The following is a 12,700-nucleotide window of genomic DNA, read 5'->3' on the forward strand; positions in this document are numbered from 1 at the left end:
GGAATAGTCCGGTTTAGAGACAAATAAGAAAAGGAGGGCTGTAATATGGATGTGACGCGTCACGACCGTCATCGTCAGTATGGCCCTGATTTTGCCCTGCAACAGTAAATTGTGCAGGGCCGACTAAGACTGAAACTCAGGTCTTTTTCTGCCTTTTCTGAAGGCGCAGCTTGAATTGCTGTAGCCGAAAATTTGCAAGCATTTTGATTGAAGCTGTTTGAGAACTGCTCGTCAGTGCTTGGCCGAATTGGGCCTATCACCATGTCTCTTATTTCTGTTCAGAATCTTTCGCTTACCCTTCACCAGACTTTGTTTGCAAACCTCGATTTCGTTGTAGGTGAGGGCGAACGGCTCGGTATCGTTGCCGCCAACGGTCGTGGCAAGACCAGTCTGTTCGGCCTTGTCGCAGGCGAGGGCGAGCCGAGCAGCGGGGTGATCACGCGCTCGCGTGGGCTTAAAATTGGTTATGTCAGTCAGTATGTCCCCGCTCAACTGATGGACCTGTCTTTTTATGACGTGGTTCTCGGGGGACTGGATGAAGACGCACGCGCTTATGAAAGCTGGCGTGCTGATATCGTGCTTGACGATCTCAATGTTCCGGCTGAATTGCGTGAACTTGCCATTCGACAGTTGAGTGGTGGCTGGCAGCGGCTTGCGCTTCTGGCTCGCACATGGGTGTCTGAGCCTGACGTGCTTTTGCTGGACGAACCGACAAACCATCTCGACCTTGAGAAGGTGCATTTGCTGGAAAACTGGCTTGATGCGCTCCCGCGTTCAGTAGCCGTCATTGTTTGCAGTCATGACCGCGCCTTTCTTGATGTGGTGACGAAAAGAACGCTTTTCCTGCGTGCGGATAAGTCGTTCGTCTTTGCGTTGCCATACAGCCAAGCGCGTGTGGCGCTTGACGAGATAGATGCCGCTGATGCTCGCCAGTTTGAAAAGGACATGAAGACTGTTCAGCAATTGCGCAGACAGGCCGCGAAACTCAACAATATAGGCATTAACTCGGGAAGTGATTTGCTGGTGGTAAAAACCAAGCAATTGCGTGCAAGAGCCGAGAAAATAGAGGAAAGCGTGAAAGCCGCATATGTCGAACGCTCTGCTGGCAAGATCAAGCTTGATGGTCGGGGTAGCCATGCCAAGGCACTGGTCGTAATCGATAAGGCCGAGATTGCGACCCCTGACGGTCGGCTCCTCTACAAAACCGGTCAATTATGGGTCAATCCCGGTGATAGAATCGTGCTGCTTGGCTCTAACGGTACGGGTAAGACGCGATTGCTCACATTGGTACGTGAAGCAATCCTTCAGCCGGAACAATCGCTTGCGGGCATTAAAGCGACGCCGTCACTCGTGTTGGGTTATAGTAATCAGGCTTTATCCGAGCTGAATAGTAACTGGACGCCGTTTGAAACGATCATGAAGCGTTTCGATGTCGGTGACCAGCGAACCCGGTCCCTGCTTGCCGGGGCAGGTATGACGCTTGAGATGCAGACCAAACCCTTGTCCCGGCTTTCGGGCGGACAAAAGGCGCGGCTTGCCATGCTGGTTCTGCGTCTGATCAAGCCGAACTTCTACATTCTCGATGAGCCGACCAATCATCTGGATATCGATGGGCAAGAAACGCTGGAAGCAGAACTGTTGAACGACGAAACTGCAAGTCTCATCGTATCACATGATCGCAGTTTTGTGCGTAATATTGGAAATCGTTTCTGGGTAATCGACAGAAAAAAGTTGATTGAAGTGGATAGTCCAGAGTTTTTCTTCGAAGCAGTTGCAGGTTGATCTCCTGAAACTTCTTGCGGTTGCTTTCAGCTTTCGGGTCTCAATGGTCGGGTGTGTTTTTTCATATCCGACCAAGACATGATATCAGGCATTTGACCTTAAATCGATTAAGCGCTTGAGTGCATAATATTTTTGGCTTTCTTTCTCTTGCAGGTGGCACGGGACTTTGACAAAAGATTTGCATATTGTCGTTATAAGTGACGACACTGTCGTTCTATCGACGCAGCAACCTCATACAAATTCAGGACTTTGTTCACATGGCCAAGACCGCAGAGCATCAACCGCATGGAGTAGCCCACGGATTGGATCGTATTCTCACACTCGAACTCGTTCGTGTGGCAGAACGCGCGGCAGTGGCTGCAGCACGCCTGCGTGGACGTGGTGATGAAATGGCTGCCGATCAGGCCGCAGTTGACGCCATGCGCCAGGAGCTCAACCGTCTGCCTATTGCAGGCACAGTTGTAATTGGTGAAGGCGAACGCGATGAAGCGCCGATGCTTTATATCGGTGAAGAAGTTGGCACCAAGCAGGGACCTGATGTCGATATTGCGCTCGACCCTCTGGAAGGTACGACCATCTGTGCCAAGAATCTGCCGAATTCACTGGCTGTCATCGCAATCGCCGAGAAGGGGAATCTGCTTTACGCGCCAGATGTTTATATGGAAAAGATTGCGGTTGGTCCCGGTTATCCGAAGGGCGTTGTCGATCTCGACGCAACGCCGACTGATAACATCATGGCCATTGCCAAGGCTAAGGGCGTGAAGCCATATGAAATTACGGCCTGCATTATGGATCGTCCACGCCACGCGCGTCTTATCGAAGAAGTGCGTGCGACTGGTGCTTCCATTCGTCTGATTGGTGATGGTGACGTGGCGGGGGTCATGCACACGACCAATCCGGATGAAACTGGCATCGATATTTATATCGGTATTGGTGGTGCGCCGGAAGGTGTGCTGGCAGCTGCCGCCTTGCGTTGCATTGGTGGTCAGATGCAGGGACGACTTCAGCTCAATTCCGATGAGAAAATCGCACGTGCAGCCAAGATGGGCATTTCAGACCCGAAAAAGGTCTATACGCTGGAAGAGATGGCAAAGGGCGACGTGCTTTTTGCTGCAACCGGCGTGACGGATGGCAATATGCTTTCTGGCGTCAAGTTTGCCCGTGATTATATCCAGACCCACACAATCGTCATGCGCTCAAGTTCACAGACGGTTCGTGAAATTAAGGCACGGCATCAGGACTTGTCGAAGTTCTGACATAACTACCGTCGGGTTGTTTAAAAGGCGGCATTGCAAAAATGTCGCCTTTTGTGTCTTTAAGGAACCATGACAACAGAACGCTTTTTTCTTGGTATCCGGAAATCCGTCACTGGCCAGAAGTGGATTGACCGGCTCGGTCCCCGCGAGGCCAATACCGCGCTTGCAATCGCCCAACATCATGGAATTTCCGATCTGGTATCGCGCGTGCTTGCAGGACGCGGGGTTTCTGTTGAAGGCGCGCCGGAATTTATCGATCCGAGCCTTCGCAATCTCATGCCTGATCCAGCGATGCTGACCGATATGGAGAAAGCCGCAAACCGCATCGCCGACTCTATTATGCGTCGCGAAACCGTTGCGATTTTTGGCGACTATGATGTGGATGGTGCATGTTCATCCGCGCTCATGGCGCGGTTTCTGAAACATTACGGTATCGCGCATTCAATCTATATTCCTGATCGTATCTTTGAAGGATATGGCCCGAACCCCGATGCCATGCGTGAATTGGTCGCAAAGGGGGCGTCGCTGATCGTGACGGTTGATTGCGGAACCAACAGCGCGCCATCGATTACCGCTGCCAGAGAAGCTGGTGCTGATGTCGTGGTTCTCGACCACCATCAGGTCGGTGGTGATTTGCCTGATGATGCAGTGGCCATCGTCAACCCGAACCGCGAAGACGATATTTCACAGCAGGAGCATCTATGTGCCGCGGGCGTTGTTTTCCTGACGCTTGTTCAAGTGACAAAAGTTTTGCGCGAACGTGGGAAGGGTTCAGGGCCGGACCTTCTCTCGCTGCTCGATTTGGTAGCGCTTGCGACAGTTTGCGATGTGGTTCCGTTGAAAGGCGTCAATCGCGCCTTCGTCGTGAAGGGACTGCTCGTTGCGCGTAGCCAGAGCAATGCGGGACTGGCAGCGCTTGGCCGTGTTTCGCGCATTGGCGAGCCACTCAATGTGTTCCACCTTGGCTATCTGATCGGCCCGCGCATCAATGCCGGGGGGCGTATTGGCGATGCAGGGCTGGGCGCTCGGTTGCTTACACTGGACGATTCAACCGCGGCTGATCCAATTGCTGTGGAACTCGACCGGCTCAATCAGGAACGGCAGGCTATGGAAGCCGAAATGTTGATTGAGGCCGAGGCGGAAGCCTCCCTTGAGCTTTCCGGCGGCGCAGGTGCATCGGTGATTGTGACAGCAAGTGATCGCTGGCATCCGGGTATCGTCGGATTGCTCGCTTCCCGGCTCAAAGAAAAGGCACGTCGCCCCGCCTTTGCCATTTCATTTAATGCGAATGGCATTGGCTCGGGGTCTGGCCGTTCTATTTCCGGACTTGACCTTGGCAAACTGGTTCGTGGTGCAATGGAGCGCGGGTTGCTGGTCAAGGGCGGTGGTCACGCCATGGCAGCTGGCATCACCATTGAGCGCGGTAAGCTTGGCGCGCTTCGCGCGTATCTTGAGGAAGAGTCTGCCGATATTGTCGCGCGTTTGCGTGAAAATCAGAGTCTTTCGATTGACGGGGCGGTTGCAGCTTCGGGCGCGACTGTTTCGCTCTATGAATCTTTGCAGAAAGCTGGTCCTTTCGGTTCAGCGCATCCACAGCCGGTGCTTGCACTTCCGCATCATATATTGGCGGATGTACGTTTAGTGGGACGCGATCATGTGCGTGTTGCTCTGCGTGGCGCAGATGGCAAACGCGTCAACGCGATCGCTTTCCGTGTTGCTGAAGGGGATCTGGGGCGGTTTCTGTTTAATAACATCGGGCAGAGTGTCCATATTGTCGGGAATTTGTCGCTCAATCACTGGAACGGTTCAGTCACTCCTCAGATACAGATTCTGGATGCAGCTGTGCCTATTTGAATTTTCTCAATTTTTTTGCCTTCACGCTCTTGTGAAAACGGGGAGCGAATTCCCATATAATCACGGAATAAAATATTCTGTGATTACTCTATTGGGAGATACTTATGCCGGGTTCCGGAAACCGCCTGACCAAACTGACCGCTGCAATGGTCCTTGGGCTTATAGCCTCATTTGCCGCTGTTGATTTCGCCGAGGCCCGCCGTGCTGGCGGGGGCGGTTTTGGTAGCCGTGGTGCGCGCACATATCAGGCGCCGGCGCCTACACGTACTGCACCAAACAATGTAGCGCCTGTGGAACGTTCGATGACGCCAAATACGGGCGCAACCCAGACCAATCGTCCGGGGACAGCTGCAGGTACACAGAATGCAGCTGCAGCTCGTTCGGGCGGCATGTTTGGCAATTTCGGCCGTTCTATGCTCGGTGGCCTTCTTGTTGGTGGTCTGATCGGCATGTTGTTGGGCAATGGCCTGGGTGGCATGGCTGGCATGTTCGGCCTGTTGTTGCAGGTCGCGGTTATTGCACTGATTGCAATGTTCGTCATGCGTATGTTTGCTAACCGCCGCCAGGCAGCAACTGCCGGGGCTGGTGCCAGTAATGCCGGAGCGCAGGCTTTTGGTGGTGCCTCGAATTTTGGTGCAGCAAAAAGCGCTGCACCACAATCGGGTAGCTTTGGTGGCCGCACGCCTTCGGTCAATCCGTTTGGTGCAAAGCAGGAAGGCGCGCCGGTTGCACCTGTTGTTGAAGACGAACCAATGGATGTCGGACAGGAAGAGCTTGATCGATTCGAGCAGATGCTTTCTGAAATCCAGACCGCTTATGGCCGTGAGGATTACTCAGCACTTCGCAAGCTCGCAACGCCTGAAGCCATGTCTTACCTTGCAGAAGAACTTGGGGAGATCGCTTCCAGCGGTATGCGCAATGAAGTGAAGGACGTGAAGCTTCTTCAAGGCGACGTTTCGGAAGCATGGCGTGAAGGCAATGTCGAATATGCGACTGTTGCTATCCGCTACTCGGCGATTGACGTTATGTTGGATCGCAATACCGGCGCTGTCGTGGAAGGCAACCCTGATGAGCCGGTTGAAAGCGTCGAAGTCTGGACATTCACCCGAATTGATGGTGGTGACTGGTTGCTCGCAGCCATTCAAGGGACGGAATAAAATGAAAAGCCCGGTCGCGAGACCGGGCTTTTTTGATTACCAGCTGCCGATATTTTCGGCAGAAGCCCACGGCTCTTGTGGTGGAAGGCGTTCGCCCTTCTGGATCAGCTCGATGGAAATGCCATCAGGCGATTTGATGAAGGCCATATGGCCATCGCGCGGCGGACGGTTGATTGTGACTCCAGCGTCTTTCAGCTTTTGGCAAGTCTCATAGATATTATCGACAGCATAAGCGAGATGGCCAAAGTTGCGACCACCGACATAGGTTTCCGGATCCCAGTTGTATGTCAGCTCCAGCTCTGGTGCGCGTTCTGCCTTTGCTTTGTCCTTGTCGGATGGCGCGGCAAGGAAGATGAGCGTGAAGCGGCCTTTTTCATTTTCAGTCCGGCGAATTTCTTCAAGCCCAAGCTTGTTTACATAAAAATCAAGTGATTCATCAATGTCATGAATTCTGACCATCGTGTGCAGATAGCGCATAGTCTTCTCCTGTTTCGCATGTTTGCCGAGTATAGGATTTAACGCTTTCCCCTACAAATGGTTCAGCTTTTATATCTGTATGTTCAGTTGTCCTTGCAGGGCTTCAAAGAGGAATTGCATGGATAGGCGGCTTAAGAAAAAATCCAAGTCTACAAGTTGTCGAATTGTCATCTTGCCTTATGTTTTTGACGCGGTGGGGGGCGCCGCTATTTTAAATTTTAGAGATATGTGAGTTAACGATGAAATCACAAAGGCTGTGGTCATCTTCAATTCTACAAAAGATAGTGCTTGCCGCCTATGGTTAAGGAAGTGTTATTCTTTGGGCAAGAATCAGGTCAGAGTCGCAACGGGACATAACGAGGAGGGATGAGCGCATGGCAGACAAATCTGTGTCAAATGACCAGCTTCGCAGTCAGGCCTCCTCAAAGGAAATGGGCGAACTCGTTGAAGTGTCAGGCCACATCAAATGGTTTGATGTCGCAAAGGGCTATGGCTTCATCGTACCAGATCAGCCAGAGTTGTCTGATATTCTCCTTCATGTCACCACGCTTCGTCGTGATGGTTTTCAGACTGCGCTTGAAGGCGCACGCATTGTTTGCGAGGTGCGCAATGGTGATCGCGGCATGCAATGCTTCCGCGTTCTTTCCATGGATACATCCACTGCAGTCCATCCTGCGGAGATGCCGCCGCAACGCACGCATGTTACAGTTACTCCGTCGAGCGGGCTTGAGCGCGTTATTGTCAAGTGGTTCAATCGCACCAAAGGCTTCGGCTTTCTGACGCGGGGCGAGGGTACAGAAGATATTTTCATCCATATGGAAACATTGCGCCGGTTTGGTATGATGGAACTGCGTCCCGGCCAAGTCGTTTTGATCCGGTTTGGGGATGGCGAAAAAGGCCTGATGGCCGCTGAAATTCATCCAGATTTGGGAACTGCGATCCCGGTTTCTCACTGAGTTTTCTGTTTTTTGTAACAAGCCAGTGATGGCGGTGAGTTATCCTTGTGATACTTGCTTCCGATGGTTATCTTTGCGCTCTTTCGTGCAACCCGCATGATTGCAGTATGAGAGCAGGGTATGAGCCGCATTCTTTTCGCATTTGCTTTTCTTTTTTGTGCTTTTTCTGCCCAAGCGCAGGAAACCAAGCCAATGCTATTGCCTTTGGATGAAGAGCCGCTGACCTTCGTTACCTCAAAGGGCAAAGTTTCATTCGGGTTGGAAATTGCTGCGACTGATGAAGCGCGAATGCGTGGACTCATGTGGCGCACGGATTTTCCCAAAGACCGCGCGATGCTTTTTGTTTTCGGCGAAATGCGCAATGTGATGATGTGGATGCAGAACACGCCGTCGCCACTGGATATGGTTTTCCTGGATGATACTGGCCATGTGTCTGCCATCCATGAAAATGCGCAGCCTTTCTCCGAAGCGATCATATCTTCGCAGGGACCTGCGGCTTATGTGGTTGAACTTCTGGCCGGGACTGTTAAACGAACCGGCATCAAGCGTGGTGACAGGGCCCTCCACAAGGCCATTTGTGGCGAGTGTCGCGGGTAAACTGTCAAAATCCCGCATTCTGAAATTCAAAAGGAATACACAATTGAGCGCGCTCGATATCGAATATTTCGAACATGATGGACTGCGTCTTGCCTATCGTCAGGACGGCGAGGGCGATCCGATCTTGCTCATTCATGGTTTCGCTTCCTCAAGTCTTGTCAATTGGGTGTCTCCGGGTTGGTTTCGCACGTTGACTGAAGCTGGCTATCGCGTGATCGCCATTGACAATCGTGGTCACGGCTTTTCTGCAAAAAGCCATGATGCTGCCGATTACACACCGAGCGCGATGGCGAGCGATGCTGCGGCGCTGCTGGATCATCTTGGCATCGAGAAAGCGCATGTCATGGGTTATTCGATGGGCGCGCGCATCACTGCGTTTTTGACAATCGAGCATCCAGAACGCGTTCGTAGCGCCGTGTTTGGGGGGCTTGGCATCGGCATGGTGACAGGTGCAGGGGACTGGGAGCCGATTGGTGAAGCGCTACTTGCGGAGGATCCATCGACCATCACGCATCCGCGCGGTATGATGTTCCGCAAATTTGCCGATCAGACAAAGAGTGATCGTATTGCATTGGCCGCATGTGTCATTACATCCAAAGAACTCGTTTCTACCGAGGCAATTGCGCGCATCATGCAGCCAGTTCTTGTAGCTGTTGGTACATCCGACGATATTGCTGGCAGTGCGCAGGAACTGGCAGATATGTTACCAAATGGCCAGGCCCTCGACATTCCAGACCGGGATCATATGCTTGCGGTTGGGGATAAGGTTTATAAAAAAGGCGTGCTTGCCTTCCTTAAAGAAAACCCTCTTTGAGTTAATGCGGGTTGCCATAGAGCCAGCTATCAGATTTATGCGGTGTAAAGGCGTGGCATTTTGAGATATGTTGTCTGCCGAACTCGCATTGCAATGCAGGTTTGATGAGCAACGAGAATGTTCACGCCCTGCAAGAAGCAAAATTGGAGTATGCATGATGTCCGTTCGTTCGAACGCAAAATTATCCCCGTCTTTGGGGCAGGTTGATCCGATCTGGCATTCCATTCGCGCTGAAGCGGAGGAAGCGGCCAAGAACGATCCCGTGCTTGGAACGTTTCTCTATGCGACGGTCCTCAATCAGCCGACGCTGGAAGATGCTGTCATGCACCGTATTGCGGAACGTCTCGGTCATGCAGATTTAAGTGCCGATATTTTGCGCCAGACTTTTGATGCAATGTTTGAAGCCAATCCTGATTGGTCACATATCGTGCGCGTCGATATTCAGGCCGTCTATGATCGCGATCCAGCCTATAGCCGTTTTATGGATTCTATTCTTTATCTCAAAGGATTTCATGCCATTCAGACGCATCGTCTGGCGCACTGGCTTTATAAGGAAGGCCGCAAGGACTTTGCCTATTATCTGCAAAGCCGGTCGTCGTCGATCTTTCAGACCGATATTCACCCGGCTGCGAAATTTGGTAGCGGTCTTTTCCTCGATCATGCGACAGGGCTTGTGGTTGGTGAAACCGCTGTCATCGAAGACAATGTTTCGATCCTGCATGGCGTAACGCTTGGCGGTACAGGCAAAGTCAGCGGTGATCGTCATCCAAAGATTCGGCACGGTGTATTGATTGGCGCTGGTGCGAAAATTCTCGGCAATATCGAAGTTGGTAATTGCTCCAAGATTGCAGCTGGTTCTGTGGTCTTGAAGTCGGTGCCGAACAATGCGACGGTTGCGGGCGTTCCCGCCAAGGTCGTCGGTGAGAGCGGATGTTCTGAGCCGTCACGTGTCATGGACCAGATGCTGAGCGAAGCCGCATTCGGCGAACATATGTATGGTGAAGGTATCTAACGCCAAGCTGGCAGGGCAGTTTATAGAACCAACTTTTTCTGGTTTTTAAGTGAGAGCGGCCTATATATCCGAGCAGCTATTCCAACTAACAGTGCATGCGTTCATTCGCTCGTGCGTTAGTGCTTTACATCAAATGATGCCGGGTGCATTAAACCGGCCTCAATTCAATATCAGGAGAAGCCGGTTGAAACCCGAAGAACTCAAGAAACTCGACGCATATTTCAAGCGGACTTTCAACAATCCGGGGCTTCAGATCAAGGCGCGTCCACGCAAGGATGATTCTGCTGAAGTTTATCTGGATGATGAGTTCCTCGGTCTCGTGTATAAGGACGAGGACGAAGGCGAACTTTCTTATAATTTCTCGATGGCGATCCTCGACGTCGATCTCTGAAATTGTTCATATCTGACTGAAACGCCCTTTCTGCACGGCAGAGAGGGCGTTTTTTATTTAAAATCGCATTCCGTTCTCAGGATAAATGGCGCATTCTGCATCGAAACTTCGTGATGGAGGAAAGCTGATGCCAATCTATGTTTATAACGGACATAAGCCAGAGTTTGCAGACCGTGCCAGCAATTGGATAGCACCAGATGCAACGTTGATTGGCAAGGTTCTCGTTGGCGAGAATGCGGGCTTTTGGTTTGGTTCGGTTTTGCGTGGTGATAATGAGCTGATTACTGTGGGCGCCAAGACCAATGTGCAGGAACATACCATCATGCATACGGATATTGGATTTCCGCTTAGCATTGGAGAGGGCTGCACAATTGGCCATCGTGCGATTCTGCACGGCTGCACTATCGGCAGTAATACGCTGATCGGCATGGGGGCAATTATTCTTAACGGTGCGAAGATCGGGAGTAACTGTCTTATCGGCGCGGGTACGCTTGTCACTGAAGGTAAAGAGTTTCCAGATAATTCGCTGATCGTTGGCTCACCAGCGCGGGTCGTTCGTGAACTTGATTCTGCCGCGGTTGAAAAACTGAAACTGTCAGCGAAGCATTATGTCGAAAAAGGCCAGTCATTTATGCGTGGGCTCGAACCTGCATAAGCAAGGAATGGGAATGATAACTTTCTTTGTTTCGGATTGGTAACTGTAAGGTCAGTTACGAATACTGCTCACGAAAGTGTCCCGGCCACTTTTAATAGATACCCAAGCACCAGAGTTCAGTGTCGACTGGCGCTTGAGGTAAGTATAACTGGTTTCAGTCCAGAGCCTCACACGCTGATCGAGATTATCGAGAATGAAGTCTCCCCGGTCAGTCCGAATTGTCAGAACCGCATGCCCTTCACCATTTTTCTGACGGACAACGGTCATTAGCAAAGTGTTTGCCGGAATGCCCAGAGCAATTAATTCGCGACGCTTTAGGAGCATATAGTCATCGCAATCGCCGGCGGTTGTTGGAAATTCCCAATACTCGTCCTGGCCCCAGACTTCGATGTCCGTGCCGGGTGCGATTCGTTCGTTGATGCCGGCGTTGATCGTGACAATTTCGTGCCAGATTTTCTCGTTGAGCTTCAGCGGTGCGCTGTTTTTATTGGTTGCGCTACACTCAGCCGGTTTGCGCTGGCAAAATTCATAATGACCGATCGGCTGTGATGTTCGTTCCCCCGTTGGCATCCAGTGGGAATTGGATGCTGGATTTGCCGCATGTGCAAATGCCGATCCCAGTATGAGTAGTATCGCAGCGATAATTGGTTGCTTCATCATTCTTTTGTCTCCCTGTTGGGAAAAAGAATGCGTTCAAGACTTTGAAAGTGAGAAAATTTGGGTGCGAAAATGCTAATCTAATTTGAATAAAACTTCGCCGAATGCCGCAAGGTTTTGTTCAGAAATAGCGTATTTCAGCACATTTTAGCTCGATTTTTGACCTTTTGATGTCCAAAAAGGTCTGAAATATAATTTGTGATTCCGTAACCTTAGTGCGCGTTTACTTTTTGATTTTCACCAGTTAACTCTTTGCCACCAGTGATCACACGCAACTTTGGAATGTTACGAGTTGGCATCGGCTGCACCCAGCGTTGTCGTCTGTTCGTTGCATTCATTGTAATGGCAGATGACTTGCTATCCTCTTCTGCCACAATCAGATCAGGCGCAAGCGGTTCAATTCGATTGAGATTGCCTAGCACAATTGGATCGGCGCCTGCCCATGCGACATCATCAAGAACTGAAATACTGCCGAGCAGGTTCAGTTGGCCATTATCGCTTACAGAAAGCGGTGCAAGCAGCATTTCGAAAGACAAGCTGCGCCCCGAAAGACTGATGCCATCATTGTGACTCACGGCAGGAACGAGCAACTCATGAATGTTTCGGGCCAGTTCATTGAGTGCACGACGATTACGTTCAGGCCAAAGTGCGAGAAACTGGGTGTTCTTCAGTTCGCGTCCAAATAAGGCACAGATGCGGGTCCCTGCGAGGCGGAATACTAGCTTTCCTGACTTATCTTCTTCCAAAAAGAACAAATCCGACAGGTGTCTTCCGAGTTTGCGGGGCTGAATAGATTCGCGTGAGGGGGCATGCAAACTTCCGCTCTGACTTAATGCCAGTCGCTGCCATTCGCCAAAAATTGCGATCGTGCTGCGGTTTTTCATCTTGCGCTGCTTACTGTTGATTTAAGGGTTCAGGGCCACGCCCGTCGCTCGGTACATTAAAATAGTATTAACAGCGGCTGCGCCAGCTTAACCCTTTCCTCATCCACGAGGGATAGTCGTTAAGGTTAACAGAAGGTAATGGTTGCAAAAGTTCTTATATAGCGCTTTGATGAAGCATCAGAGCAAGCCATTGTGATAATTTGCTTTT

13 protein-coding genes are annotated in these 12,700 nt (G+C 51.2%); 10 read left to right on the plus strand and 3 right to left on the minus strand.

Annotated elements, in window-relative coordinates:
• Window positions 1–261 precede the first annotated feature (261 nt).
• The 4 genes from H5024_RS06370 (at window position 262) to H5024_RS06385 (ending at window position 6,049) form a co-directional block, all read left to right on the plus strand.
• Window positions 262–1,782 carry an ABC-F family ATP-binding cassette domain-containing protein gene (locus tag H5024_RS06370; RefSeq protein ID WP_187544539.1) on the plus strand — a complete coding sequence of 507 codons (1,521 nt, stop codon included), beginning with the start codon at window positions 262–264 and terminating at the stop codon, window positions 1,780–1,782.
• A gap of 257 nt (window positions 1,783–2,039) precedes the next feature.
• The gene (gene glpX / locus H5024_RS06375; RefSeq protein ID WP_187544540.1) at window positions 2,040–3,038 is read left to right on the plus strand and encodes a class II fructose-bisphosphatase; all 999 of its coding nucleotides are present in this window, start codon (window positions 2,040–2,042) and stop codon (window positions 3,036–3,038) included.
• Window positions 3,039–3,107: 69 nt separating this feature from the next.
• A complete protein-coding gene (recJ, locus tag H5024_RS06380; protein ID WP_187544541.1) occupies window positions 3,108–4,892 on the plus strand; it encodes a single-stranded-DNA-specific exonuclease RecJ in 1,785 nt (594 codons plus the stop codon).
• 104 nt (window positions 4,893–4,996) lie between these two features.
• The gene (locus H5024_RS06385) at window positions 4,997–6,049 is read left to right on the plus strand and encodes a Tim44 domain-containing protein (protein WP_187544542.1); all 1,053 of its coding nucleotides are present in this window, start codon (window positions 4,997–4,999) and stop codon (window positions 6,047–6,049) included.
• A gap of 36 nt (window positions 6,050–6,085) precedes the next feature.
• Here H5024_RS06385 and gloA read toward each other — a convergent pair whose 3' ends face one another.
• Complete coding sequence (gloA, locus tag H5024_RS06390) at window positions 6,086–6,526, minus strand: lactoylglutathione lyase (RefSeq protein WP_187544544.1); 441 nt, start codon at window positions 6,524–6,526, stop codon at window positions 6,086–6,088.
• Between the two features lie 374 nt (window positions 6,527–6,900).
• Here gloA and H5024_RS06395 point away from each other — a divergent pair, with 374 nt between their 5' ends.
• From H5024_RS06395 to H5024_RS06420, 6 genes are all read left to right on the plus strand, one after another.
• Window positions 6,901–7,482, plus strand: a complete 582-nt coding sequence (locus H5024_RS06395) for a cold-shock protein (RefSeq protein ID WP_187544546.1) — start codon at window positions 6,901–6,903, stop codon at window positions 7,480–7,482.
• Between the two features lie 120 nt (window positions 7,483–7,602).
• Window positions 7,603–8,079 carry a DUF192 domain-containing protein gene (locus H5024_RS06400; protein ID WP_187544548.1) on the plus strand — a complete coding sequence of 159 codons (477 nt, stop codon included), beginning with the start codon at window positions 7,603–7,605 and terminating at the stop codon, window positions 8,077–8,079.
• 43 nt (window positions 8,080–8,122) lie between these two features.
• The gene (locus H5024_RS06405) at window positions 8,123–8,893 is read left to right on the plus strand and encodes an alpha/beta hydrolase (protein ID WP_187544550.1); all 771 of its coding nucleotides are present in this window, start codon (window positions 8,123–8,125) and stop codon (window positions 8,891–8,893) included.
• Window positions 8,894–9,050: 157 nt separating this feature from the next.
• A complete protein-coding gene (gene cysE / locus H5024_RS06410; RefSeq protein ID WP_187546669.1) occupies window positions 9,051–9,905 on the plus strand; it encodes a serine O-acetyltransferase in 855 nt (284 codons plus the stop codon).
• Window positions 9,906–10,089: 184 nt separating this feature from the next.
• The gene (locus tag H5024_RS06415) at window positions 10,090–10,296 is read left to right on the plus strand and encodes a DUF3126 family protein (RefSeq protein ID WP_095446832.1); all 207 of its coding nucleotides are present in this window, start codon (window positions 10,090–10,092) and stop codon (window positions 10,294–10,296) included.
• 127 nt (window positions 10,297–10,423) lie between these two features.
• On the plus strand, window positions 10,424–10,951 hold the full coding sequence (locus tag H5024_RS06420; protein ID WP_187544553.1) for a gamma carbonic anhydrase family protein: 528 nt from the start codon (window positions 10,424–10,426) through the stop codon (window positions 10,949–10,951).
• A 51-nt stretch (window positions 10,952–11,002) separates the two neighbouring features.
• Here the strand turns inward: H5024_RS06420 and H5024_RS06425 are convergent, their stop codons facing one another.
• Together H5024_RS06425 and H5024_RS06430 are read right to left on the minus strand one after the other, a co-directional pair.
• Window positions 11,003–11,611, minus strand: a complete 609-nt coding sequence (locus H5024_RS06425; protein ID WP_187544555.1) for a transglutaminase-like cysteine peptidase — start codon at window positions 11,609–11,611, stop codon at window positions 11,003–11,005.
• A gap of 209 nt (window positions 11,612–11,820) precedes the next feature.
• Window positions 11,821–12,492, minus strand: a complete 672-nt coding sequence (locus H5024_RS06430; protein WP_187544557.1) for a PAS domain-containing protein — start codon at window positions 12,490–12,492, stop codon at window positions 11,821–11,823.
• Between the last annotated feature and the right edge of the window lie 208 nt (window positions 12,493–12,700).

This window comes from Ochrobactrum sp. Marseille-Q0166 (genome assembly GCF_014397025.1).
GTDB lineage: Bacteria > Pseudomonadota > Alphaproteobacteria > Rhizobiales > Rhizobiaceae > Brucella.